The 26,354-nt window shown below is 42.3% G+C and carries 19 protein-coding genes; 1 reads left to right on the forward strand and 18 read right to left on the reverse strand.

The window, feature by feature from the left end:
* Positions 1 to 114: 114 nt before the first annotated feature.
* The 10 genes from B9T23_RS11550 to B9T23_RS11595 all read right to left on the reverse strand — a co-directional run bounded on the left by B9T23_RS11550 (position 115) and on the right by B9T23_RS11595 (position 14,211).
* Positions 115 to 1,536: a glutamate synthase subunit beta gene (locus tag B9T23_RS11550; protein WP_086194189.1), complete on the reverse strand. Its 1,422-nt coding sequence runs from the start codon at positions 1,534 to 1,536 to the stop codon at positions 115 to 117.
* 73 nt (positions 1,537 to 1,609) lie between these two features.
* Entirely contained in the window at positions 1,610 to 6,085 is a 4,476-nt protein-coding gene (gene gltB, locus B9T23_RS11555; protein WP_171263090.1) for a glutamate synthase large subunit, read from the reverse strand.
* 455 nt (positions 6,086 to 6,540) lie between these two features.
* On the reverse strand, positions 6,541 to 7,386 hold the full coding sequence (locus B9T23_RS11560; protein WP_086194190.1) for a hypothetical protein: 846 nt from the start codon (positions 7,384 to 7,386) through the stop codon (positions 6,541 to 6,543).
* Positions 7,387 to 7,389: 3 nt separating this feature from the next.
* Positions 7,390 to 8,475, reverse strand: coding sequence for a 3-dehydroquinate synthase (gene aroB, locus B9T23_RS11565; RefSeq protein ID WP_086194191.1), 1,086 nt, complete (start codon positions 8,473 to 8,475; stop codon positions 7,390 to 7,392).
* 17 nt (positions 8,476 to 8,492) lie between these two features.
* The gene (gene aroK / locus B9T23_RS11570; protein WP_086194192.1) at positions 8,493 to 9,041 is read right to left on the reverse strand and encodes a shikimate kinase AroK; all 549 of its coding nucleotides are present in this window, start codon (positions 9,039 to 9,041) and stop codon (positions 8,493 to 8,495) included.
* A gap of 36 nt (positions 9,042 to 9,077) precedes the next feature.
* Positions 9,078 to 11,198, reverse strand: coding sequence for a type IV pilus secretin PilQ family protein (gene pilQ, locus B9T23_RS11575; RefSeq protein ID WP_171263093.1), 2,121 nt, complete (start codon positions 11,196 to 11,198; stop codon positions 9,078 to 9,080).
* Positions 11,199 to 11,259: 61 nt separating this feature from the next.
* Positions 11,260 to 11,787 (reverse strand): pilus assembly protein PilP, encoded by a 528-nt coding sequence (locus B9T23_RS11580; RefSeq protein ID WP_067726826.1) that lies wholly within the window; start codon positions 11,785 to 11,787, stop codon positions 11,260 to 11,262.
* Positions 11,787 to 12,512, reverse strand: a complete 726-nt coding sequence (locus tag B9T23_RS11585; protein ID WP_086194194.1) for a type IV pilus inner membrane component PilO — start codon at positions 12,510 to 12,512, stop codon at positions 11,787 to 11,789. The genes B9T23_RS11580 and B9T23_RS11585 overlap by 1 nt, the downstream gene beginning before the upstream one ends.
* The gene (locus tag B9T23_RS11590; protein ID WP_086194195.1) at positions 12,509 to 13,150 is read right to left on the reverse strand and encodes a PilN domain-containing protein; all 642 of its coding nucleotides are present in this window, start codon (positions 13,148 to 13,150) and stop codon (positions 12,509 to 12,511) included. Before B9T23_RS11590 ends, B9T23_RS11585 begins: the two co-directional genes overlap by 4 nt.
* Positions 13,150 to 14,211, reverse strand: coding sequence for a pilus assembly protein PilM (locus B9T23_RS11595; protein WP_086194196.1), 1,062 nt, complete (start codon positions 14,209 to 14,211; stop codon positions 13,150 to 13,152). The genes B9T23_RS11590 and B9T23_RS11595 overlap by 1 nt, the downstream gene beginning before the upstream one ends.
* Positions 14,212 to 14,376: 165 nt before the next feature.
* Between B9T23_RS11595 and ponA the strand changes: the two genes are divergently transcribed.
* The gene (gene ponA, locus B9T23_RS11600) at positions 14,377 to 16,896 is read left to right on the forward strand and encodes a penicillin-binding protein PBP1a (RefSeq protein ID WP_086194197.1); all 2,520 of its coding nucleotides are present in this window, start codon (positions 14,377 to 14,379) and stop codon (positions 16,894 to 16,896) included.
* Positions 16,897 to 16,937: 41 nt separating this feature from the next.
* Here the strand turns inward: ponA and B9T23_RS11605 are convergent, their stop codons facing one another.
* The 8 genes from B9T23_RS11605 to B9T23_RS11640 form a co-directional block, all read right to left on the reverse strand.
* Positions 16,938 to 17,741, reverse strand: coding sequence for a putative RNA methyltransferase (locus tag B9T23_RS11605; RefSeq protein ID WP_086194198.1), 804 nt, complete (start codon positions 17,739 to 17,741; stop codon positions 16,938 to 16,940).
* Positions 17,742 to 17,821: 80 nt separating this feature from the next.
* Positions 17,822 to 18,940: a phospho-N-acetylmuramoyl-pentapeptide-transferase gene (mraY, locus tag B9T23_RS11610; protein WP_067726838.1), complete on the reverse strand. Its 1,119-nt coding sequence runs from the start codon at positions 18,938 to 18,940 to the stop codon at positions 17,822 to 17,824.
* Complete coding sequence (locus B9T23_RS11615; RefSeq protein ID WP_086194199.1) at positions 18,940 to 20,346, reverse strand: UDP-N-acetylmuramoyl-tripeptide--D-alanyl-D-alanine ligase; 1,407 nt, start codon at positions 20,344 to 20,346, stop codon at positions 18,940 to 18,942. The genes mraY and B9T23_RS11615 overlap by 1 nt, the downstream gene beginning before the upstream one ends.
* A gap of 9 nt (positions 20,347 to 20,355) precedes the next feature.
* Positions 20,356 to 21,852, reverse strand: coding sequence for a UDP-N-acetylmuramoyl-L-alanyl-D-glutamate--2,6-diaminopimelate ligase (locus B9T23_RS11620; protein ID WP_086194200.1), 1,497 nt, complete (start codon positions 21,850 to 21,852; stop codon positions 20,356 to 20,358).
* 10 nt (positions 21,853 to 21,862) lie between these two features.
* A complete protein-coding gene (gene ftsI / locus B9T23_RS11625) occupies positions 21,863 to 23,686 on the reverse strand; it encodes a penicillin-binding protein PBP3 (RefSeq protein WP_086194201.1) in 1,824 nt (607 codons plus the stop codon).
* A gap of 13 nt (positions 23,687 to 23,699) precedes the next feature.
* A complete protein-coding gene (ftsL, locus tag B9T23_RS11630; protein ID WP_067726846.1) occupies positions 23,700 to 24,032 on the reverse strand; it encodes a cell division protein FtsL in 333 nt (110 codons plus the stop codon).
* Positions 24,032 to 24,955: a 16S rRNA (cytosine(1402)-N(4))-methyltransferase RsmH gene (gene rsmH / locus B9T23_RS11635; RefSeq protein WP_086194202.1), complete on the reverse strand. Its 924-nt coding sequence runs from the start codon at positions 24,953 to 24,955 to the stop codon at positions 24,032 to 24,034. The genes ftsL and rsmH overlap by 1 nt, the downstream gene beginning before the upstream one ends.
* Positions 24,956 to 25,281: 326 nt before the next feature.
* Positions 25,282 to 26,301, reverse strand: a complete 1,020-nt coding sequence (locus tag B9T23_RS11640; RefSeq protein WP_086194203.1) for a sulfate ABC transporter substrate-binding protein — start codon at positions 26,299 to 26,301, stop codon at positions 25,282 to 25,284.
* Between the last annotated feature and the right edge of the window lie 53 nt (positions 26,302 to 26,354).

A 26,354-nucleotide genomic window follows, 5' to 3' on the forward strand; every position in this document is an offset into this window, starting at 1 on the left:
ATTTTTATTGTAAACATATTTGGGCTTAGTTTTGTTTAATTTCAGTACTGCAAATCATCCAAATAAAAAACCCACCGAAGTGGGTTTTTAAATATAGAACTTAGAAGTTATCGATTAAACATCTAAATATTCAAGAATACCTTCAGCTGCTTCACGCCCTTCCCAGATTGCAGTAACCACCAGGTCAGAACCACGAACCATATCGCCACCGGCAAAGATTTTCGGATTAGAAGTTTGGAATTTGTATTGTTGCTTTTCAGCTGCAACCACACGACCTGAACCATCCAGACCAATGTTTGCACCCGCAAACCAGTCTGCTGGGCTTGCACGGAAACCGAAAGCTAAAAGCACTGCATCAGCAGGTAAAACCTCTTCTGAACCCGGAACTGGTTCTGGGCTACGACGGCCACGACTATCAGGCGCGCCTAATTGCGTAGTGACCACTTTAACGCCAGTAACTTTGCCGTTTTCACCCACAATTTCAATTGGCTGACGGTTGAACATGAAGTCCACACCTTCTTCACGCGCATTTTTCACTTCACGACGTGAACCCGGCATATTTTCTTCATCACGGCGGTAAGCACAGACAACTGATTCAGCGCCTTGACGAATTGAAGTACGGTTACAGTCCATCGCAGTGTCACCACCGCCCAGTACAATCACTTTTTTACCTTCAACGCTGATGTATTCAGATGCGTCTTTTTCCCAACCTTGAGTACGGTTCACATTGGCAATCAGGAAATCAAGCGCATCATGAACGCCATCCAGATCTTCACCGGCGAAACCGCCTTTCATGTAGGTGTAGGTTCCCATACCCATGAACACGGCATCGTAATCTGCAAGAAGCTGATCGATAGTGATATCTGTACCAATTTCAGTATTTAAACGGAATTCAACGCCCATACCCGCGAAAATTTCACGGCGACGTTTCATGACGTCTTTTTCCATCTTGAATTCTGGAATACCGAAAGTCAGTAACCCACCAATTTCAGGACGCTTATCGAAGACGACTGGTTTTACCCCTGCACGTACCAAAATATCTGCACAGCCTAGACCAGCTGGACCTGCACCAATAATCGCAACTTTTTTATCTGTCCATTTTACATTGGACATATCTGGACGCCAGCCCAAAGCAAAAGCGGTGTCATTGATATATTTTTCTGCATTACCAATGGTGACTGCACCAAAACCATCATTTAAGGTACAAGCCCCTTCACATAAACGGTCTTGCGGACATACACGGCCACACACTTCTGGCAATGTATTGGTTTGATGGCAAAGTTCAGCTGCCTGGAAAATACGACCTTCAGCAATCAGTTTTAACCAGTTTGGAATGTAGTTATGTACTGGACATTTCCATTCACAATACGGGTTACCACAACCTAAACAACGGTGCGATTGATTGGTCGCAATTTCCGCTGTAAAAGGTTTATAAATTTCCACAAACTCTGCTTTGCGGACAGTTAGATCTTTTTTTTCTGGATCTTGGCGTGCTACATCCAGGAATTGAAAGTCATTGTTTAGGCGCTCTGCCATGTCTCTCTCCGTGGGTAGGTGTAGTCTGTTTATTTATCAGCTACACCTGCCTATCAATCTGTTCGTCGTGGAATTATTGTGGATCGGCTTTAGTCGTTTTCAAAAGCGTTTGCAAATTAGCAGCTTTTGGTTTTACAAGCCAGAATTTACGGCTGTAAAAATCAAACTCGTTGCGGATCTTGTACGCCCAAGCACTACCTGTCTCTTTAATATGTTCATCCAAGATACGAAGCAAGAATTCTTGATGTTCTTCCATCGCTTCTGTAGAGATACGATTTAACTCGATCAACTCATGGTTATAGTGGTCAACGAAGTCATTATCAAGGTCAAGTACATAAGCAAAACCACCGGTCATACCAGCACCGAAGTTATGACCTACTTTACCCAGTACAGTCACAATACCACCCGTCATATATTCACAACAGTGGTCGCCTGCGCCTTCAATCACGGCAAATGCACCCGAGTTACGAACCGCAAAACGTTCGCCTGCAGTACCTGCAGCAAAGATTTTACCGCCAGTTGCACCGTACAAGCATGTGTTACCAATGATTGCAGTATTTTGAGTCTGGAACGGCGAACCTTTTGGCGGGAAGATGGAGATACGGCCACCAGCCATACCTTTACCCACGTAATCGTTGGCATCACCTTCAAGTTTGATATGCAAACCACCGGCATTCCAAACACCGAGTGACTGACCTGCAGTACCTTTCAAATTCATGACCACAGGATGCGTTTCCATACCCAAGTTGCCATAACGGCGCGCAATTTCACCTGAAATACGTGCACCAATTGAACGGTCACAATTGACAACATTGTAGTTAAACTCACCACTCTTACCCGCTTCAATGGTCGGAAGCATCTCGAGTACCATTTTCTCAGCCAGCAAGCCTTTATCAAATGGTGCATTACCTTGAACCTGGCAATATTGCGCTTTACCTTCAGCAGAAGGATGAGAAGTTAACAATGCACTTAAATCCAAGTGAGCATGTTTATCCGTTTCACCTGGCAATACTTCAAGTAAATCTGTACGGCCAATCAAGTCTTTCAGACTTGAAACACCTAAAGCTGCTAACCATTCACGCGTTTCTTCTGCAATAAAGTGGAAGAAATTGATCAGCATTTCTGGCTCGCCAATATAATGCTCTTGACGTAAATGGTCTTGCTGAGTTGCTACACCGGTTGCACAATTGTTTAAGTGGCAAATACGCAGATATTTACAACCCAACGCGATCATTGGAGTAGAACCAAAGCCGAAGCTTTCAGCACCCAAAATAGCCGCTTTAACCACGTCTAAACCTGTTTTCAAACCACCATCGGTTTGTACACGTACTTTGCCACGAAGGTCATTTACACGAAGGGCTTGATGCGCTTCAGACAAACCTAACTCCCATGGCGAACCTGCATGGTGAATTGAAGATAATGGAGATGCCGCAGTACCACCGTCATAACCAGAAATGGTAATGAAATCGGCATATGCTTTCGCCACACCTGCCGCAATAGTTCCTACACCCGGTTCAGAGACCAATTTTACCGACACCATCGCTTGCGGATTGACTTGTTTTAAGTCAAAGATCAATTGTGACAAATCTTCAATTGAGTAGATGTCATGATGCGGTGGAGGTGAAATAAGAGTCACACCCGGAACGGAATAACGCAAACGTGCAATTAAGCCATTCACTTTACCACCCGGTAACTGACCACCTTCACCCGGTTTAGCACCTTGTGCCACTTTAATCTGCAATACTTCCGCAGAAGTTAGGTACGCTGGTGTAACACCAAAACGACCTGATGCAATCTGTTTAATTTTCGAGTTACGGATTGTGCCATAACGTGCAGGATCTTCACCGCCCTCACCAGAGTTTGAACGACCACCAATGGTATTCATGGCAATTGCAATCGCTTCATGCGCTTCAGGAGACAATGCACCTAAAGACATCCCGGCAGAGTCGAAACGCGGCAAGATTTCTTCAACCGATTCCACTTCTTCTAATACAATTGAATTGTCTGTTTTCAGTTTGAATAAATCACGAATCGTAGTAATCGGACGATTATTCACCAATTCTGCATATTCTTTAAAGTCAGCATAATCCCCTGATCGTACTGCTTTATGAAGTGAATTGATCACGTCCGGGTTAAATGCGTGATATTCCTTATCGAATACAAATTTCAGTAAACCACCTTGATCAATTGGCTTACGTGCTTTCCACGCATTTTCAGCCAATTTTTTAAGATCATTTTCAAGGTCTGCAAATGTTGCCCCCTGAATACGGCTTGGCACGCCAGTGAAACATTTATCAACCACTTCATTCGACAAACCAACGGCTTCGAATAACTGACCACCACGATAAGACGCAACCGTTGAGATACCCATTTTAGAAAGAACTTTTAACAGGCCTTTCTCAATACCTTTACGGAAATTCGCTTGTGCATGAATTGGGTCACCCAACAATTCACCTTTGGCAATCAAGTCATTAATCACGTCGTACGCTAAATATGGGTAAATCGCAGTTGCACCAAACCCTAAGATCACTGCAAATTGGTGCGCATCACGTGCCAAAGCTGTTTCTACAATGATGTTGGCATCAGTACGCAAACCGGCTTGAATCAAGTGATGGTGAACCGCACCTGTTGCCATTAATGCATTGGCAGGTAAATAACCTTCACGGATTTTCTTATCAGAAAGCACCAGCAAGGTTTTGCCATCACGAACCGCTTGAGCGGCTTCCTCACAGATCCGTGCAATTGCCGCCTGCAAACCTTCGCTTGCCACATAGTTTAAGTCAATGTCAGCAATTTCGTAGCCTTTACGACCCAAAGTACGCATTTGATGCATTTTTGAGTTTGAAAGTACCGGACTTGAAATAATCAAGCGATCTGCATGTTCAGGGCTTTGTTCAAATACGTTTTGCTCACGACCCAAGCAAGTCTCTAAAGACATCACGATCGATTCGCGTAATGGATCGATCGGTGGATTGGTGACTTGCGCGAACTGTTGACGGAAGTAATCCGATACATGACGTACCTGACGAGACAATACGGCCATTGGCGTATCATCACCCATTGAGCCAACTGCTTCCTGACCGCTTTCTGCGATTGGACGTAGCAATTGATCACGTTCTTCAAAAGTCACCATGAACATTTTCTGTGATGCTTTTAAGGCATCGCCTTTTAAGCCTTGATCACATAAATATTCTTCAAGTTCTGGGCTACCTTGTAGGCGAATTGAGTTTTCACGTAACCATTCACGGTAAGGACGCATTTTTTTCAAATGGTTGCTGACATCTTGAGTATCGAGCAATTTACCAGTGAGGGTATCAATTACCAGAATTTGACCTGGACCCACACGACCTTTAGAAATTACGTCTTCAGGTTTATAACCCCAAACACCAATTTCTGATGCAAGTGTGATGTAACCATTTTTGGTAATGACCCAACGTGCAGGACGCAAACCATTACGATCCAGCATACAGATGGCATGACGACCATCTTGAATTACCAGACCTGCAGGACCATCCCATGCTTCCATATGTTTAGAGTTAAACTCGTAGAATGCACGAAGATCGGCATCTAAAGTTTCAACATTTTGCCAAGCAGGTGGAACCAGCATACGTAGCGCACGGAACAGGTCCATACCACCACCGACCAAGATTTCAAGCATATTATCCAGGCTTGAAGAATCCGAACCTGTACGGTTCACGATTGGATTAAGCTCAGTTAAACCTGGAAGTAATGGGTTTTCAAATTTTGGAACACGCGCCATTGCCCAGTTACGGTTTGCGGTAATGGTGTTGATTTCACCATTGTGTGCAAGATAACGGAACGGCTGCGCTAAAGGCCAACGCGGTAATGTATTGGTCGAGAAACGCTGATGGAAGACCACAATGTGTGATTCCAAACGTGGATCTGCTAAATCTGTATAAAAGTCTGCGATTGCTTCAGGCATCATCAAACCTTTATAGGTGATGACTGTTGAACACAATGTTGTGACATAGAATGAAGAATCATTGCTCAGTAATTGTTCCGCACGACGACGCGCAAGGAATAACTTACGGTTAAATTCAACTTCCGTAACACCCATTGGGCAATTGACAATAATCTGTTCAAATGCCGGCATCGATTGAAGTGCAATTTCACCCAAAGCATCGACATTGGTTGGGATCACACGCCAAGCAAGAACTTTTAAGCCTTCAGATTCGATTTCTTTGGCTAAAACCTGTTTTGAATGGGCTGCAATTGCAGGATCAAGATTTAAAAATACAGTACCGACTGCAAACACTTCACTTAAAGTGATGTCACTGAGTTTTTTTGCTTCTTCACGGAAAAATGCTTTCGGCATAGCCAGCAATAAACCACAACCATCCCCTGTCTTGCCATCTGCGGCAATACCACCACGGTGGGTCATACAACTTAAGCTATGAATCGCGGTCTTGACCAGATCATGGCTTGCATCACCCTGCATATGGGCGATTAAACCGAAACCACAGTTATCTTTAAACTCATCCGGTTGGTATAAACCTTGAGCGGGAGCTACAGTATTAGGCGATGGCATGTGCATAGCGTACCCTTCTTCAACATGGCCCATAAAGCGGGCATCTAACAATCAAATATTTTCTTTGCGATTTAGTCCAATTTACTTACACTCAGATCAAGATTGGGCAGAATCATTTTTCTTCACATACTTAAGATAATCGCATTTTATCTTGCGTGCATGGATCAATTACAAAAAAAAATTTACTGATTTACGCACTCTTTTAAAGCGGGTAAATTCAGTAACTTCGCACAATCATTGAATCTTTTCGCGCCAAAATAGGGACAATAACTCAATTCATGCACCAATAAAGCAAAAATGATGCCAATTAAAGAAAGACAATGCTAAATGTTTTAAATATAGAAATATTAAAGTTCCATCTGCTTCATCTTATTTTCTTGAAACCATTTTTCGCACTATATTTGTGCATATAGATATTTTTATAACTTAATTTGCTCTATTTTAGTACTATATTTTTAATTAAATGGATCGCTAATTTCAGTTTCTGCTACTTTATTGCCATTTTTTTTCGGCGCAGATTCAATACCAGAATGAGACTGCTGCACATCCACGACATTACCCTCTTCATCACGACGTGTGACCGTTGTGGTTGTCGTTGCTGCTTTAGGATCAACCACGGGTACAGTCGGTTTGGGTTTAGGTTGAGCCACAAGACTCTCATCAATGCGAGGCAATGGTGCAGATTTCAAATTGACTGCATATAGTTTGCTATTGGAACCCATTTCCTCTGCACCCATGTCGTTGACCAAAGCAGCATAATTCTCAATATCCTGAACTTGAGGTTGAATAGACTTGGGAAACTGGAATGGCAATTGTTGAAGGGCCTGTTTTGCTTGATCACTATTTCCATAGATACCATAAAGCAGAACATATTGTTCAATTTGATTTTCACCGCTCAGGCGAATATAAAAAAAGTTCTTACGATCGGACTGTTTTTTTAGAAAACTTCGAATCACATCGTCTTTGGTCGCTCGAAACAGTTCAATCGTGGCCACATTTTTATTATCATTAATAAACTTAGTGCCGCGAAACTCGGGTTCATAGCTTGCAGTATTGACCACACGCGTAGTCATTTCCAAAGGACGTACTTCTTTTTGAAGTGCACCAAGAAGGTTCGTTGCAGCCACTTTTTCCGGTTGAATTTGCAATTCAGCTTCAGTTTCAGCAGATTTTTCTACTTCTACCAAAGCATCACTGTCCGTGATTGCCCAAAAAATAAGTGCTGCAAATAGACACACCAACCCACACACCAGCCAGATATAGTTTTGAATACGTTGCCATTGTGTACGGATGGTTGCCATGACTTATGCCTTCTCTTGATTCGCCAAAATCGCTTGTTTCATCAATTCCACATCAAATTCTCTGGTAATTACAGCCTGTCCTAAAGATTTCATCAATACAAGGCGTAACTGTCCATTCAGCACTTTTTTATCATGTGCCATATATGCGAGGAATTCATCAAGTGGAATAGCTGGGCATTTTACGGGTAAATGAGCACGTTGAATGATTTTTTTTGTACGTTCCAAATCTTCCGCTGAAATCCAGCCCATACGCTGCGACAAATCCGCAGCCATCACCATACCGGTTGCAACCGCTTCGCCATGTAACCAAACGCCATATCCTAAGTAGGATTCGATCGCATGACCAAAAGTATGCCCTAAATTAAGTAAAGCGCGCTCACCTTGTTCTTTTTCATCATTGGCAACGATACGTGCTTTATGTGCACATGAGCGGTAAACAGCTTCAGCCAGTAACTCTGAATCACGTCCCACCAGGCCATCCATATTTTCTTCGAGCCAGACCAAGAAATCCAGATCGCCCAATAAGGCATATTTAATTACTTCCGCCAAACCTGCTGACAATTCACGATCAGGTAAAGTGCTTAATTGCGCCATATCCGCCAACACCACTTGTGGCTGCTGAAAAGCACCAATCATATTTTTACCCAAGGGATGATTAATGCCAGTTTTCCCGCCCACACTTGAATCTACTTGTGACAGCAGCGTAGTGGGTACTTGAATAAAATACACTCCGCGTTGAAAACATGCAGAGGCAAAGCCAGCCATATCCCCAATCACGCCACCACCTAAAGCTAGAACGGTAGCATCACGATTAAATCCGGCTTCTAATAAGGCATCAAAAATCAAATTTAAATGTTCAATATTTTTATATTTTTCACCATCAGGCAAAATACATGTTGCAACTGTTTTCCCTAAACTTTCAATTGCAGTCACGTAATGATCTAAATACAGAGGTGCAACCGTTGTATTGGTCACAATCATCACTTGCTTAGCTTTGATATAAGGCTCAAGTAAAGATTGTGGGTTTAAATCACTGCCAATAAAAATAGGATATCGACGATCGCCGAGTTCAACATGTAAAGTTTGCATGAAATTAAAACCGTTAATTAGACTAAATCTGCTTCTTGAGAAACAATCATATGTAAGATTTTTTGAGCTAAATCACGAGCAGCTCCCTGATTGGTTTCAATAATATAATGCGCAACTTCTCGATACAAAGGATCGCGAAGCGCCAATAAATCACGTAACTTTTTTTCAGGATTTTCAACTTGCAATAAAGGACGGTTTTTATCCCGGTAGGTGCGCTGTAATTGAATTTCGACGGGAGTATAGAGATAAACAACGATTCCGCGTTGTTTTAAAAATTCACGATTGGGTGCTTGGGTCACTGCGCCACCACCAGTCGCAAGAACCAGTTGTGAACGAGCAGTGAGTTCATCGATCACCATTGTTTCACGGTTACGAAATCCCTTTTCACCTTCTTTTTCAAAAATCCAAGGAATTGTCGCCCCTGTTTTTCGTTCAATTTCATGATCACTATCAAGAAACTCTCGACCTAACAGTTCCGCCAAATGTCGACCAACCGTTGTTTTCCCAGCCCCCATTGGCCCTACCAAATAAATATTTGGCAGGGTTTCAAACTCATTGCTTGGCAAGGAGTCACCTATGTGTTTTGTTAAATTCAAAATATATTAATGATTTCTTGAAACACTGTCATTAACAATTCGTGGTGTAACAAAAATCAATAGCTCGCGCTTATTATCAGACTTGATATCTTTACGGAATAAACGACCTACGTAAGGAAGATCCCCTAAGAATGGTACCTTAGTTTGAGCATTACGGGTTTCTTGTTCAAAAATACCTCCGAGTACCACAGTCTCTCCATTATCAACCAGGACATTGGTATTGATTTGATTTTTATTAATTGTCAATTGACCGGTCGGTGTCGGATTTCCTGGAGTATCACTGGTGATATTCAGTAACATCTGAACTTTGCCATCAGGTGTAATACTTGGTGTGACATCCAAGCTAAGTACAGCATCAATGAATTCAGTGGTTGAAACTGCATTTGCGCCACCACCTTCTGAAGATTGATATGGAATTTGCGTACCGGATGAAACTTTAGCCATTTGTTTGTCTGCAGTGAGGACTTTAGGTGTTGAAATCACCTCACCATAACCATCTGCTTGTAATGCAGAAAGTTCCAAATCCAGCATAAAGTCAGATAAGCTGATTAAACCAAAGGCAATGCGGCTTGCACCTTGACTAGTTACACCTAAATCCACATTTAAGTTCTGTGGACGTTGAATCGTATATTTACCATCATCACTAGGGGTTTTTAAATCCCATAAGGTTGTATCACTACCACCGACCAACAAATCATTATTTTGATTAATACCTTGCGACAAGATACCCCACTTCACGCCCATCTCTTTACTAAACTCTGTTGAAGCACGAACAATACGGGCTTCAACCATCACTTGTTTAACTGGAATGTCTAGCAAGTCGACCATTTTTCGGACTTTATCAATATTCTGTGCCGTATCATTAATAATGAGTGTATTGGTACGTGCATCAGCGGATATCGTTCCACGTGAGCTTAATAAACTTTCACTAGAATTATTATTACCACTATTCCCAGAATTAGAATTATTTGAAGATTTTGTTTGGGTAATCAGTTTTTCAATATCAGCAACCTTTGCATAGCTTAATTGCATATACTCTGTCTGTATTGGCGCCAATTTTACACTTTGCTCTATAGCCTTAGCCTGTTCTTCTTCTGCTTTAATTAATTCCGAAACAGGTGCAATCCAAATCACATTACCATTACGGCGCTTATCTAAATTCTTGGTTTTTAGAATAATATCTAATGCCTGATCCCAAGGCACATCTTTTAAACGTAAAGTGATATTTCCTTGTACCGTATCAGCTGTCACCATATTGATTTCAGTGAAGTCTGCCAATAACTGGAGCACACGACGTACTTCAATATCCTGAAAATCTAGAGAAATCTTTTTACCGGTATAGCTATTGGCTGCTTTCGGTTTAAGCGGATTTTTATCTTCAGGTCGTTTCAAACTGATTGTAAGTTTATTGTCTGCCTGATATGCCATATATTCATAGCTGCCAGCAGTCTGAATGGTAATTACACCATTTCCACCATTATTATTTGCATCAATCGTAGAAACTGGCGTTGCAAAATCATTTACATTTAAACGACGAGCCAAGTGTGCAGGAACTTTACTGCCTAAAGTGCGTACAACAACTTTACTGCCTTGCTGCTGCACATCAACCTGCGTGTTTGTGCCGAGCAAATCAATAACAACCTGCCCTTCACCTTGACCACCGCGCTGGAAGCCAATATTGGAAATTCCTTGGGTAGATCTTTGACTTTGAGCCGCTACCTGCTGAGGTGCAAATGCATTACCCGCAGCAGAATTAATTTTTAAAATAAAGGTATTGCCTTCCACGCGTGTGGTAAAGGCACCGGCATCCGCTAAATTCACCGTTAAACGTGAACGTTGCGCATCAGAACTTACATCAACAGAACTGGCTTCTTTGGTGGCAACTGCAATGCTATTTTGCTTTAAATTTTGCTGTGCTTTATCAAAATCCAGAATCAGACGTGATGGCTGTTCTAATTGATAGGCTTGCGGTTGTGGAGGCAAGCCGTTAAACATGACACGAATTTCTGTACCCTGACCTGCAACTTGCATAGGCACAATATTGGTAATACTGACTTGTGCATTAGCAACTTGCATCACTGCAATCGCAACAGCACCCATAGAAAATTGACGGAACAAATGGTTCATTGTATTGCCATCCCCAAATATAAAATCTTTCAAACTGTTATTCATTTTTATTCCTTTAAACTTAAGGCGCTGGTCCAATTAATATCAGACTTCTTGGACGCTCTACATATCCTTCACGTCCATCTGGAATAATTTCCACAAGATCGATTTGTGTTGGCGTGATATTCACCACACGGCCATGATTCACACCCATGTAGCTACCACGTTGTACGCGCTCTATTTCGCCATCTGGGGTTTGAATTAATGCCAGGATTTGCCCAGACTGACTACGCATACTTCCCTTCATATTCAAGGATTCGATGGCATAACTTTCTAAAGGTTGCAATTGACGTGATAAGTTAGGATAGACGCGCTTTCCTGCCATAATTCTCAATTCTGCAGCCAACGAACTCGGTAAAAAAGGGCTTTTCAGTTGATGGGCTGCATAGTCAAATGTTGGCACAGGTGGAAAAACCGGTGCCGGTTCAATCGGCAATGGCGCTTGATTACGAATACTTGCCATTTGCTCGTTGACCGCATCAATACGAGAATCACACCCCACCAATAACAAGCCTAATACCAGGCTTAAAGTCATTTTTTCTATTTTCATTACTGTGCCCCCCCAGCTGTAGCAGTTGAATTCGCATCTGCTGCTTGAGTATCCGTAGCACCGATATAACGATAGGTTTTGGCTTTAACGTTATAGGTAATTTGAGGAATATCGGTTTTTTTCTCTTTATTTTCCGTACCCGTGATATCAAAATCATGCAAAGTGACAATACGCGGAAGTGCTGCAATACCACTGACAAAAGAACCAAAGGCATGATAATCACCTGTTGCTTCCATAGAAATTGGCTGCTCAATAAAGAACTCTTGCTTAATTTCATTTTCTAAACGGATATTTTTAAATTTCAGACCAGAATTCACCCCACTGACGTTGATATCTTCAACCAATCCTGGAATTTCAGTTTCTTTAGGCAATTGTTCGAGTTGCTGATTAAAATTCGCTTCCATTTCTTGTAACTGCGCTTGCAACTGTTGCAAATTGCGAAGCTTTGAATCTTTTTCACGGAATTCATTCAGCAAATTTTGCTCTTGAGCATTAGCATTGGAAATTGCGTCTATTTGACTTTTAATCAGCGCAAAATAACCCAGAATACCAATCATCATCATGATTAAAATCCAGCAAGTGATTTTAACCGATAATGGCCAGCTCCCGTAGTTATTCATATCCAAGGTATTGAACTGCTGAAGAAACTTATCTAAGGTCATCTTCTTTTTGTGTGTAGCAACACCTTCATTTGGATTTAATTCATCAAATTCATCGAGACTCATTGTGCTGCCCCCACTGTTGAATTAGCTGTATTTTGTGCTGCTTCGGGTGTAGTAGGTTGTGCAATTTCATCCAAGTCAGCAGTAATGACGAATGAACCATAACCTTCTTCAACACGTGGAACTACAGAACTAGGTGCCTTATCTTTCTTCTCTTCAACAGCTAAAAAAGAATTCATAAATGCGTTTCTATACCAGGCTGATGCTTCCAAACTACGCAAGAACTCTGCAACCGTGTTCGGGCTTTCCGCTTTACCTTCAATGGTAAATTTATCCCCTGTACGGACAAATTTGGTAATGTACAAATTACTTGGCGTAACGCGTACCATTTCATCAATCAGGCGAACTGCAATCGGGCGTTGCCCTTGTAAACCCTGAATCAGCTTCATGCGCTCAACAATGGCATTTCGTTGAGCTTCTAAACCTTCTAAGGATTTCAATTGCACATCAAGGTTTTGATTGGTACTGGTAATCAGTTGATTCGCTTGCTCTTGATCTTCAAGTTTATGGTCATAGTAAAACCATGCCAATGCGACCGCTAAAGCCCCGATTAATGCCACCCCAATACAAATTGTAATAAATTCTTTTTTTCGTTTCTCTCTTAGCTCATCACGCCAAGGGAGCAGGTTAATTCTCGCCATTAATCAAAACTCCTCAATGCCAAACCACATGCCACCATGAGTGAGGAAGCATCATTCTCTATCTTTTTAATATCAATTTGTGGAGAAAAGCCCATTTGTAAAAATGGGTTGGCAATAGTCACACGATAACCAAGTTTTTGTTGGAGTAGCTTCGCGAGCCCCGGAATATTGGCATTACCTCCTGCCAATAAAATATGATCGATCTCATTAAATTGTGAAGATGAGAAAAAGAACTGTAATGATCTTGCTGCTTGTTGAACCACTGCTTCCAAGAAAGGTTCTAAAACTTCAACATCATAATCATCAGGTAATGAACGACTTTTCTTTGCACGGCCAGCTTCTTCAAAAGACAGACCATAGCGATTTTGAATTTCTTGAGTGAGCTGCTTCCCACCAAACACCTGCTCACGCGTATAAATCACCTTATTGTTTTGCATCACAGATAAAGTTGTCATGGTATGACCAATATCTAAAATACCTACAGTATTCACACCCATAGGTAAAGTATCGGAAAATACTTGATATGCATTTTCGATAGCAAAACTTTCAACATCAGCAGTTTTTGGTATTAAGCCAGCAAGCTCTAAGACTTCAGAACGCGCTTCTACATTTTCAATACGGGTCGCAACCAAAAGCACATTCACCCGATTCGGGTTTGCCAAACGCTCCGGCAACACCTCAAAATCAAGACTCGCTTCATCTAATGGAAAAGGAATATATTGCTCGGCATCCATACGAATTTGAACTTCTCGTTCATCATCCGTCATGTCCGCATCCATCTCAATCGTTTTGGTAATCACCATTGAAGTCGGAATTGCAAGTGCTACGGCTGTGGATTGGGTATTTGCTAGATTGAGTGCTCGCTCTAATGCATCCCCTACTGCCTCTGGATTCAATATATTTTTTTCGACAACACTACCTTCAGGTAAAGGCACCAGCGCATAGCTTTCAACCCAATACCTGTTACCGCTTTTAACAGAAAGTTCTAACAACTTAACAGAAGTAGAACTAATATCTACTCCAATTAACCCCTTATTCGGCTTACGATATAACCTGAGCACTATATAATTCCTATTATTTTTTTATCCCCAATAAAAGTAACCTACTAATCAGTGTTGGTCTATAATTTTATACAGATACAATAACGCATCTAACAATCTGTATGTGTAAAGGCTATACTGACCGCCAATTAGTTTGCCATTAGCTCTTATTAAAACTTACTTGTTATGAAAAAGCTATCTCGTTCGGGCCATGTTCATCCATTTTTTTTGATCATAATTATAGCCTTGGTCGCAATTCCGATGGGATTCTATGGCATGTATCTCTATATTGCCCCATCTTTACCTAAAATGACCACTTTAAAAAAGGCGCCGTTATTAAAACCTTTACAGGTGTACAGTGCCGATAATGAGCTTATTGCAGAGTATGGCGGCAAGTTATCTGTCCCTGTAGAATACAAACAAATTCCCAAACCATTCATCTCTGCCTTCCTTGCAGCAGAGGACTCATCCTTCTTTGAGCATAGCGGTATTAGCTTCAAAGGCTTAGGACGAGCAGTCAGTGAAACAATCACGGGATCAAATGTGCAAACCGGTGGTTCAACCATCACCATGCAAGTGGCAAAAAATTATTATTTAAGCCCTGAACGTACCCTCAAACGCAAGCTGACTGAAATTTTCCTTGCGCGAAAAATAGAACAGAATCTAACCAAAGAAGAAATTCTAACTCTCTATGTGAATAAGATTTTCTTGGGAAAAAATGCCTACGGTATTGCTGCAGCAGCGAAAATTTATTACAACAAAAATCTGGATCAGCTGAGTATTGCTCAAATGGCGATGATTTCTGGTCTGCCGAAAGCACCATCTAAATATAATCCTGTAGTCAACCCAACACGCGCGTTGGAACGTCGAAACTGGATTCTTGGACGTATGCTGCAATTGGGTTATATCAACCAGTCACAGTATCAAAAAGCCATTGCCGAACCCGTTAACCTCGATATGCCAGACCGGGGTATTAACAATAAATTCCCATATGTTGGGGAAATGGTACGCTCAGAACTCGTTGAAAAATTTGGCGAACAAGCCATTGATTCTGGTTATAAAGTTTATACAACCGTGGATAGCAAACGCCAAGCCTACGCAGAACAGGCAGTGCAAGAAGGTTTAGAGGCTTACGACCGTCGCCATGGTTGGCGCGGTGCTGAAGCAAACGACAAACCACTTACTGAATTCACTGCTTATGCAAACACCTACCCTGCTAAAGTTATTAAAGTAAATAGCAATTCTTTTGATGCCCTGATGCAAGATGGCTCTACCGTGACCGTCCCTTGGTCAGGAATGTCGTGGGCTTATCCTTATAGAAATGCCAACAGTGTCGGTCCTGCGCCACGTCAAGCTTCTCAAATTGTTAAAGTTAAAGATATTATTCGCTTACGTCCTAATGACAATAAAACATCATGGGCGCTTGTTCAAATCCCTAAAGCTCAAGGGCAACTGATTGCAATCAACCCAAACAACGGTGCCATTGAAGCCGTTGTTGGGGGATATAATTTTTATCAATCTAAATTTAATCGTGCACTACAAGGCTGGCGCCAACCGGGTTCCACCATTAAACCGTTTGTTTATGCTTTGGCCCTCGAACGTGGCATGACGCCTTATAGCATGGTCAATGACAGCCCGATTACGATTGGCAAATGGTCACCGAAGAACTCGGATGGTCGTTATTTAGGGATGATTCCTTTACGTCGTGCCTTGTACTTATCCCGAAATACCGTTTCTGTACGATTATTACAAACTGTCGGGATTGAACGTACACGACAATTATTCATGGATTTTGGTCTACATGAAGATCAAATCCCGCGTAACTACACCATTGCTCTAGGTACACCACAAGTCCTCCCAATTCAAATGGCAACCGGTTATGCCACTTTTGCCAATGGTGGTTACCGTATTCAGCCGCATTTTATTGATCGTATTGAAGATGCTTATGGCAAAGTAATTTATCAAAGTAATCCAGAATATGCGTGTATTTCTTGTATCAATCAAAATGATGCAGAACTGGAATCAGCTGCACCGGTTACCCCAGATGATGAAGTGATTGAAGTCACCAATCAAACTTTGCAAGCAGAAAAAGAACTTGCGCAATTGCAATTAGATGAATCAAAAAGTCAATATCGTCAAGCACAGCGCATTTTAAAATCCAGCTCTGCTTATGACATGGCCAACATTCTGCGTGATGTAATTCAACAGGGTACAGGTCGTGCAGCACTTAAAATTGGTCGTGGCGATATTGGCGGTAAAACAGGTACCACCAATGATGCTAAAGATGCCTGGTTTGCCGGATTCAATGGCAAACTGGTGACTGTGGCATGGGTCGGTTTCGACCAACCCACCACACTCGGTCGTCGTGAATATGGTGGTGTTGCAGCCTTACCGATCTGGACCAACTTTATGGGTAATGCCTTAAAAGGTACACCAGCGGCATGGGTTCATTTCGATAAAAATGCCAAAGCACCGACCAACCACACCCAGACTGTAACTATTGGTGAACCTGTCAGAGAGGATCGCTCTTCTCCACCATTGGCCCGCCCATTGTATCGTCCAGCACCTGTTGCCCCAGTGCGAGCACCTGAACGTGACTTTGACGATTTGCCTGGAGAAGAAATACAGACTCCAGACAACACACCACAAAAACCAGCCAACAATAGACCGGATGCTATTGAACAGCTCTTGGATGTATTTGAATAAAGTAATAAAAAAGCCCTCAAATGAGGGCTTTTTTATTTGGCTTATTTCTTTTTAAACAAATAAATTTGGAACTGCCCTTTTAACTCGAATTGCTCATTCTGCTCTAAAGCCTGACGACGTTCCGGTTTTGCTTTATAAGCATATGGCGTCATCGCAATCAGGTTTTTCAAGTCCGCTTGTTGCACAGTAAAAGGCGCTTCAACAACACTTTCACCTACCAATTCAAAAGCATCTGCCAATTGATCAACAAACTTATTCGGTTCATGCGGGTTTACTTCTTCAAACAATGCCTCACGCATCGCATATAAGTGTTCAGTCGCGGGTGTCACGACCATCAAATATGCATTGGGCTTCAATACTCGCAATATTTCCTGCTTTGGAATAGGACTAAATAAACTGGTACACAAGTCAATCGAGGCATCTAACACAGGAAGTGTTGCACCCGTCCCCACCACCCAGGTCACTTTTTTATTCAACTTGGCAGCAACCTGTACTGCATTTTTAGCAATATCCACACCCACACATTGCAGCACTTCAGCTTGCATGGCATTGGTGTAATAGCCTTCGCCACAGCCAATATCCAGCAGGTTTTCAATACTTAATTCACGGATTTTTTCGACCACTGCTTTTTGCAAAGGTGCATAGAACCCAGCACTTAAAAATGCACGGCGCGCCTGCACGGACTCCACGGTATCACCCGGGTTTTTACTGTGTTTATGCTGTACCACATGCAAATTAACATAACCCTGTTTTGCCACGTCATAACTGTGGTTATTGGCACAGTGCCATGTTTTCTCGGTCAGTTTCAGTGCTTCATGACATACAGGACACATCAGCAGATTCATATTTTTCTCCAGTGCCTGAAATCAGGCGTTAAAAAAGCCGGCAGATGTGGGAGCAAATGCCGGCTTTTTCGAATATTTGCTTAACGCAATTTTAAGGTCATTAAGCCTAAAACTACCAGCATAATCGTGATAATCCAGAAACGAATCACCACCTGGGTTTCACGCCAGCCTTTTTTCTCGTAATGGTGATGTAAAGGTGCCATCAGGAATACACGTTTGTTACGCATACGCAGTGAACCAATTTGCAGGAACACAGAAATGGCTTCTACCACAAACACACCGCCCATAATCGCAAAGACGATTTCCTGGCGAACCATCACAGCAATTGTACCTAGCATTGCACCCAAAGATAATGCACCGACATCACCCATAAATACCTGAGCTGGATGTGCGTTATACCAAAGGAAGGCCAAGCCCGCACCAATCATTGCAGCACAGATCACCACCAATTCAGATGAATATTTTACATAAGGCATATGTAGGTAATTAGCAAAACGAACATCACCTGCAAGATAAGCAAACACTCCCAAACCTGCTGCAACAAGCACGATTGGCATAATTGCCAAACCATCCAGACCATCAGTCAGGTTAACGGCATTCGATGCACCATTAATCACCAGATAAGTAAAGATAATAAAACCGATACCCAGCGGAATAGCTGAAAAAGGAATACTGATGTTTTTAAAGAATGGAATCAACAGATCAAGCATATTCGCAGTATGCACAGGATTGGCCTGTTGAGTCGCAATCACATACAGTGCAATACCTGCACCTAACGATCCGACAGAAGTCCAAAAGAATTTTTTCTTTGCAGGCAAGCCGGCATTGTCTTTATAACGGACCTTAATCCAGTCATCTGCCCAGCCTACAGCACCGAAGATCACCATCACCGCAAGTACAATCCAGACATAGGGATTGGATAAATCGGCCCAAAGCAAGGTTGAAATACCAATCGAAAGCAGGATCAATACCCCACCCATGGTTGGAGTACCCATTTTCTTGGCATGACCTTCAGGAGCAAATGAACTGACTGCTTGGCCATATTTGAGTGCTTGTAGCTTACGGATCATTACCGGACCCAAGACCAGTCCAATGGTCAATGCGGTTAAGACACTGAGCAAAGCACGTAATGTTAAATAACGAACCACCTGGAACGAGCTGTTGTAGCCCGCCAGTTGTTCAAATAGCCATAACAGCATTAAAGTTTCTCCATCAAATCAGCCATCAATGTTTCCATATGGGTATAACGAGAACCTTTGAACAGGAAACTCATGGATTGAGGTTGATGTGTTTCAATTAGACTCAGTAAGAAAGGAAGGGCTTGTTCCTGAGTCAGGAAAGCCTGCATTTTTTTACCATATTGGGTACTGCGCGCGCCTTCTTGAGTGGCAGGTGAAAACTCACCCACAGCCACAACAAAATTGACACCTGTCGCAACCAGATCTCGGCCCAACATATAGTGTTGTTGTGCCGCACTTGCGCCTAATTCACCAATATCACCGATGACCATCACTTTCACCCCGTCTTGCTGAGCAAGCACTTCAGCTGCTGCACGCATCGAGGTTGGGTTGGCATTGTAAGTATCATCAATAAATAAATGGTTTTTAGCGGGAATAAAATTCAAGCGACCTTTGGCACCTGTCGCCTGTTCTAAACCCATCACGATATCATCCAGAGCAACACCAACCGCGAGTGCAAAAGCAGTCGCAGCCGTGGCATTTTGCACATTATGTTCGCCAGCAAAGGGTAAATTAACCTGACGAACACCTTGCGGTGTATTTAATGTGAATGTAGATGATTGCGGATGCAATTCAATTTCTGTTGCAAAAACATCACCCTTATCACCAAAGCTTAATACCTGTTCGGTTTGTACAGCTTGACGAATTGGTTCTGCGAAATCATCTGCAGCAGGAACAATCGATGTACCGGTTTTGGCGATATGTGCATAAATTTCAGATTTAGCCCGGCAGATGCCATCGCGTCCGCCAAACTCACCCAAATGCGCAGTACCAATATTGATAATGCCTGCCACATACGGTTGAACCAGATTCGAGGTGTAATCAATTTCACCCTGATGACTCGCACCGAGTTCCATCACTGCATATTGATGTTCAACTCGAAGCTCTAACAACATCACCGGCACACCCAAATCATTATTTAAGTTTCCACGAGTAATCAACGTGGGCGCCAAGCGCGATAAAATACTACCGAGCATTTCTTTAGTCGTGGTTTTACCGCTACTGCCGGTCAGCGCAATCACTTTCACTTGTGAATTTTGTGCGCGGCGATAAGCCCCTAAATGACCGAGGGCCAAACGCGTGTCTTCAACCACGAGTTGACAAATATCGGCATCCACCGGATGACTGACAATGGCAATTTCGCAACCATTTGCCGCAACTTGAGCAACAAAATCATGCGCATCAAAGCGTTCACCTTGCAGCGCTAAAAAAGCATCGCTTTTTTCAGCATCGCGTGAGTCAGTCAAAATCCGTTTAATGTTGCCTTGAGGCACTTTCTCATTCAACCAGTAACCTTGAGTGGCATCAGCAAGCTGTGCAGCCGTCCACGGCTCTAAAGGCACTGTACTGGTAGTCGATGTATGCATTTTTGTTTCCTATTGAGCCGGATAAGCTGAATCTGGTGTGTGATGCTGTGTATCGATTGCCGATTGCACTTCAATCACATCGTCAAACCAATGACGTACACCGTCAATTTCTTGATAATTTTCATGACCTTTACCTGCAATGACGACAATATCGCCTGCCTGGGCTTTTTGCACGGCAAATTTAATCGCTTCACGGCGGTCATGAATTTCATGCACAGCATGTGCTGAAAAATCGATACCCGCTTTCATGTCAGCAAAGATTTGTTCTGGATCTTCAGTACGTGGATTATCTGAGGTAATCAATGCAATATCAGCACCATTGAGTGCCGCTTGAGTCATCAGTGGACGTTTGCCACGATCACGATCACCGCCACAACCAAACACAGCCCATAACTGATTAGATACATGACGTTTTAAGGTTTTCAGCACCTGAATTAAGGCATCAGGAGTATGGGCATAATCCACCACAAATAACCGATCTGCGTCACGGATCACCTGCATACGACCCGGTGCACCTTGCAATTGCGACACTGTTGAAATCAGTGTTGCAAGATCAAAACCGGCTTGTTCTGCAGTCACCAAACTTGCCACCAGGTTTTCTACATTAAAATGACCGAGCAATGGACTCTGAACTTCAAACTCACCTTGTTTGGTGATCAATTTAAAGTTTGCGCCATTCAAACTATATTGAATATCTTTAACCTGATAATCCGCAGTTTGCGTCGTTGAATAGCTTAAAATTTTCGGTTGCGCAGGATTGGCTTTTGCAGCATCGATCATGACTTTGGCATGCTCATCATCAATATTGATAATCGCCACTTTTAAAGTCGGAAATTTAAATAATCGTGACTTGGCTTCAGCATAGGCTTCAAGCGTACCGTGATAATCCAGATGATCACGGCTTAAATTACTATAGGCAGCAATTTCAATATCGCAGCCATTCAAACGACCTTGTTCCAAACCATGAGAACTGGCTTCAATCGCTGCGAATTCAGCACCTTGTTGAGCATAATCATGCAAGGCATTTTGCAGATGCAAGGCATCCAAAGTGGTATGCGAAGATGCTTCAAGGTTCGGTAAAATTCCGTTACCCGTGGTTCCCATCACCGCACATTTTTTTCCTTGCAACATTAATAATTCAGCAACAAGTCGTGAAATGGTGGTTTTACCGTTGGTGCCCGTCACCGCAAGAGTTCGTGCCGCTTGTACGGGTTGAGTCGCTTGTAAATATTGCTTTTGCCACTGCCCCATCAGATGACGGACATTTGGCACCACGACACTATTTTCCAAACCCAAATCGGCTTCACTGACCACAGCCAAGGCACCGTTTGCCAAAGCAGACTGTGCAAACTGCAAGGTTTTTTCAGGCTGAGAAAAACTATTCAGGGCAATAAAAATTTGCCCTGGCTCAACTTTACGACTATCTAAACCAAAGCCACTGAATGGCTTGGTCATCCATCCAGTGATTTTTTTAGCGGTGTAGAGATCTTGAAATGTAATGGACATTCATCACCTATTACTGGATTTTGGGAGTATCTAAAGGTTTATCTAAAGGCACGTTCATTAAACGTAGCGATTCTTGCATTACGCGTGCGAATACAGGGGCAGATACCGTACCCCCATAGTAAGAGCCTTGAGGATTTTCCACCACGACAATCATGGCCAAACGCGGATCACTCACTGGTGCGACACCGGCAAATAAAGCACGATATTCGCTGGTTGAATAACCTTTACGGTCAGCACGTAGCTTATGTGCGGTACCAGTTTTACCGGCCACACGATAGCCCGGAATAGTGGCACGTGTAGCAGTTCCGCCTGGCAATGTCGCTGTTTCCATCATCAACAGCACTTGATCGGCAATTTTTGTATCAACGATTTGCTCACCCTTCGGAGGTTGCTCTAATTTATATAAACTTAAAGGAACCTTGACGCCTTTATTAGCAAGCATGGCATAGGCATCAGCAATTTGCAGCACTGTAGCATTCAGGCCATAACCATAAGCCATGGTTCCCACTTCAGAGACATTCCATTTGCTTGGTGGCAAGATTAAACCTCCACTTTCACCAGGGAATTTTACTGCTGAACGCTGGCCCATTCCTACACGCTTATAAAAAGTAGGTAAGGTGGCATAAGGCAAGGACAATGCAAGTTTAGCAACACCCACGTTAGATGATTTCTGGATGATGCCACCCAAAGTCAGTACACCATAGTTATGGGTATCACGAATGGTATGGTTACCAATGCGCATACTGCCCGGTGAAGTATTTACCACTGAATTTGTAGTGTATTTACCACTTTCCAGAGCCATCGCCACAGTCAAGGGTTTCATGGTCGAACCCGGTTCAAATGAATCCACTGCACCACGGTTACGCATGGCATCTTTATTGCCTAAACTTTTTTTATCATTCGGGTTGTAAGATGGCCAACTGGTCATTGCCAGAATTTCACCTGTTTTGATATCTACTGCTATGGCAGTGGCTGAACGGGCATTATTGGCCACTCCGGCAGCAGTCAATTCACGGTACATAATATATTGAAGACGTGAATCAATACTTAAGGTGATATTTTCTCCGGCTTCAACTTCTTTAATCACTTCCGGATCTTTGAAACGATTACCTTTTTTATCCCGTACCACTTGTTGTGCGCCATCATGACCTGATAAAGCAGTATTCATCTGCATTTCCAGACCTTCGATCCCGATCCCTTCACTATTGGTTAAGCCAATAATCTGCGCATTTGGCTGCGGTTGAGGATAGTAACGTTTATAGTTTTTCTCGGTATAAACCGCTTGAAACTCGCGTTTGGCAATCAGTTCAGCTTGCTGCGGTGGAATTTCTTTTTGCAGAACCAGATAACGTGAACGAGGTTTCTCGTTCATTTTCTTTTTCAACTCGGCACGATCAATGCCAACCGCATCGGCAAGTTCGTCCAGGTTTAAGTTTTTATCCGGTAATTGACGTTTTAGCTTACGGTTATTTGGATCTTTAGCCAGTTCAGCAGTAATCTCATCAAACTGTTTTTTAGTTTCGAAATAATCACGCGGATCAATCACCACCTTCATGACTGGTGTACTGATCGCCAAGGGCACCCCATGACGATCATAAATCACGCCGCGCATCGCCTTGACTTTTTCGGTTCTTAAAATATTGGCATTGGCTTTGTTTTGTAAAAAGTCTTTGTTAATCACCTGCACATAAAATGCACGACCCACTAAAGCTAAAAAGCAGAGTAAAACCACACTCCACATCAGATAAAAACGCCACATATCCACGCTAAGGGTGTTTTTATCGGTCACAGACTGCTGTTTTTTACGCACTTGCTTATTTCTCTTGTCCACCATATTACAGCTAGCCTTATTTTTTATCTTCTGAAGTCATTGGTAAAGAAATTACAACCGTCTGCGCTGCAGGGGGCGAGTACATTCGCAACTGGGTCACAGCGCGTGTGCCAATTTGCGCTGTTGCACCGAAGGTTTGCTGCTCGATGAGCAAACGCCCCCACTCTGCATTCAGGTCATCCCTTTCCCGGTTAAAGGCACTTAATTCACGGTAATCATGACGATATTCAAAGACTTGAAATACCACCATGATTGCGCTAAAAAAGACCAAGACCAGTAAAACGACATAACTGATGAATTTTTTCATCGGCAAGTTATCTGTTTTCTTTTCAACAACTTCAGTTTTCATTATTCGCCTTTCGAAGCTAAGCGTTCTGCAACTCTAAGCCATGCACTACGTGAACGAAAATTGGCTTTAATCTCTTCTTCACTGGCACGCACTCGGGAAATTTTCTTTAATCGACGGGTATCTTCCCGTTCTTGTGGCATGCCCCAACTGGTATCTTCCGCTAAAGTCGATTCTTTTTGAATAAATTGTTTAATTAAACGGTCTTCTAGCGAGTGGAAACTAATGACCGCTAAACGCCCCCCAGTTTTTAGCACATCCACTGCTTGCGGCAAGAATGCTTCAATATCTTCTAATTCTTTATTAATGGCAATACGGATGCCCTGAAAAGTTCGAGTTGCGGCATGTTTATTTTTTTCCCATTTCGGATGGGCAACTTTCACAATTTCAGCCAGTTGCGCTGTCGTTTCGATATAACCCGCAGCTTTAATGGCTTTGGCAATACGACGGCTATAACGTTCTTCACCATATTTGAAAATAACATTGGCTAGGGCTTCTTCTTCTATATTCACCAGCCATTCAGCCGCAGTTGGACCTTTTGAATTATCCATACGCATATCCAGTGGACCATTTTTCATAAAGCTAAAACCACGTTCAGCCTGATCGAGTTGTGGAGATGACACCCCTAAATCTGCCATCACACCATCGACCAAACCAATACCACGTGCTTCAAGTTCTTGTTTTAAGTCGGCGAAACTGGCATGAATAATTTTAAAACGTGAATCTTCTTGTTCCAATATGGCCGCAGTTTCCAACGCTTGTGGATCTTTATCAAACCCATATACACGTGCATTTTCATCTAATTTAGAAAGCAATAAACGGGTATGACCACCTCGGCCAAAGGTACCATCTACATAAATTCCTGTATTTCGATCTGCCAATAAGGCATCAACAGTTTCGTGAAGTAATACAGAAATATGCGACATAAGGATTCAATCAGAACTATGAAAAATTTAACTGCACATTATTACCTTGTTTTGATAAAGCTCCAAACGACTTTTTGTAGGGAAATATTACTTTCCATAGAGAAAACCGTTTCTGGATTTATGCAATTCAGATTTAGCTCATATTTCATGTACTTTTATATCATTTTAAAGCTCAATACTTATTCTGATTCTTTATTAAAATAGAGTTCTCTACAAAATTAAGAAAAGAAAATTTATGTTTTGATTCAAATTTTTGTTTTAACACATTTTATCAGAAATAAAAAAGCCACCAAATCAGGAGGCTTTTTAAATCACAAATCAATCCGTTATTTACGAGTATTGTAAATCTGATCGAAAGTTGCACCATTCACAAAATGAGTTTTTTGTGCCTGAGCCCAGCCACCAAACACTTCATCAAGGGTGAAAGTTTTAAGTTTAGGGAATTGAGCAGAATATTTAGCTAACACTTCCGGGTTACGTGGACGGTAGAAATATTTTGCTGCCATGTCTTGACCCAATGGTGAATACAAGTAATTGATATAGCCTTTGGCTAACCACTTGTTACCATCTTTTTCGACATTTTTATCCACGATTGCCACTGAAGGTTCAGTTAAAATTGACATCGATGGATAGATAATGTCGAACTTGTTTTTACCCATGGTCTTTTGAGTCACCAAGGCTTCATTTTCCCAAGTCAATAACACATCACCAATGCCACGTTCAGCAAAAGTCGTCATCGATGCACGCGCAGCAGAATCCATCACTTTTACGTTGTGGTACATTTTACCGACAAAGTCTTTAGCCGTAGCGTCCGTACCACCGGGTTGTTTAAGTGCATAACCCCAAGCGGATAAATATACCCAACGTGGTAAACCGCCGGTTTTTGGATTTGGGGTAATAATTTGTACACCCGGTTTGGTTAAGTCAGACCAGTCTTTAATATGCTTTGGATTGCCTTTACGCACCATAAATACGATGGTAGAGGTATAAGGTGCAGAGTTATGCGGGAACTCTTTTTGCCAACCCGGCTGGATTTGACCTGATTTTACAATTTCTTCAATATCGTTGGCTAAAGCCAAAGTCACCACATCAGCTTTTAAGCCATCCACGACTGAACGCGCTTGTTTACCTGAACCACCGTGGGACTGTTTGAAATTTACAGTATGACCGGTACGTTGTTTCCAGTAAGCACCAAAGGATTTATTAAATTCATCGTAAAATTCACGGGTTGCATCATAAGATACATTTAAAAATTCACGATCAGCTGCCTGAGCAGTTGTTGCAGTAAAAGCAATGCCGGTTGCCAGCAATGCCGCACTGAATAACGCTTTAAATTGAGTTTTCATTACAGTACAGACAAGTTATCTTCATTACTGCTAAATATATGAAATAAAATCAT

This window comes from Acinetobacter terrae, from assembly GCF_002135195.1.
Classification (GTDB): Bacteria; Pseudomonadota; Gammaproteobacteria; order Pseudomonadales; family Moraxellaceae; genus Acinetobacter; species Acinetobacter terrae.

Bases quoted from the DNA above. Each gene is read 5' to 3' on its own strand.
- B9T23_RS11640 (WP_086194203.1), bottom strand. From the start codon at position 26,301: ATGAAAACTCAATTTAAAGCGTTATTCAGTGCGGCATTGCTGGCAACC.
- gltB (WP_171263090.1), bottom strand. From the start codon at position 6,085: ATGCCATCGCCTAATACTGTAGCTCCCGCTCAAGGTTTATACCAACCG.
- mraY (WP_067726838.1), bottom strand. From the start codon at position 18,940: ATGCTGTTATGGCTATTTGAACAACTGGCGGGCTACAACAGCTCGTTC.
- pilQ (WP_171263093.1), bottom strand. From the start codon at position 11,198: ATGAACCATTTGTTCCGTCAATTTTCTATGGGTGCTGTTGCGATTGCA.
- B9T23_RS11585 (WP_086194194.1), bottom strand. From the start codon at position 12,512: ATGAGTCTCGATGAATTTGATGAATTAAATCCAAATGAAGGTGTTGCT.
- B9T23_RS11615 (WP_086194199.1), bottom strand. From the start codon at position 20,346: ATGCATACATCGACTACCAGTACAGTGCCTTTAGAGCCGTGGACGGCT.
- B9T23_RS11560 (WP_086194190.1), bottom strand. From the start codon at position 7,386: ATGGCAACCATCCGTACACAATGGCAACGTATTCAAAACTATATCTGG.
- B9T23_RS11580 (WP_067726826.1), bottom strand. From the start codon at position 11,787: ATGAAAATAGAAAAAATGACTTTAAGCCTGGTATTAGGCTTGTTATTG.
- ponA (WP_086194197.1), top strand. From the start codon at position 14,377: ATGAAAAAGCTATCTCGTTCGGGCCATGTTCATCCATTTTTTTTGATC.
- B9T23_RS11550 (WP_086194189.1), bottom strand. From the start codon at position 1,536: ATGGCAGAGCGCCTAAACAATGACTTTCAATTCCTGGATGTAGCACGC.
- aroB (WP_086194191.1), bottom strand. From the start codon at position 8,475: ATGCAAACTTTACATGTTGAACTCGGCGATCGTCGATATCCTATTTTT.
- B9T23_RS11620 (WP_086194200.1), bottom strand. From the start codon at position 21,852: ATGTCCATTACATTTCAAGATCTCTACACCGCTAAAAAAATCACTGGA.
- ftsI (WP_086194201.1), bottom strand. From the start codon at position 23,686: ATGGTGGACAAGAGAAATAAGCAAGTGCGTAAAAAACAGCAGTCTGTG.
- rsmH (WP_086194202.1), bottom strand. From the start codon at position 24,955: ATGTCGCATATTTCTGTATTACTTCACGAAACTGTTGATGCCTTATTG.
- ftsL (WP_067726846.1), bottom strand. From the start codon at position 24,032: ATGAAAACTGAAGTTGTTGAAAAGAAAACAGATAACTTGCCGATGAAA.
- B9T23_RS11605 (WP_086194198.1), bottom strand. From the start codon at position 17,741: ATGAATCTGCTGATGTGTCCTGTATGTCATGAAGCACTGAAACTGACC.
- B9T23_RS11590 (WP_086194195.1), bottom strand. From the start codon at position 13,150: ATGGCGAGAATTAACCTGCTCCCTTGGCGTGATGAGCTAAGAGAGAAA.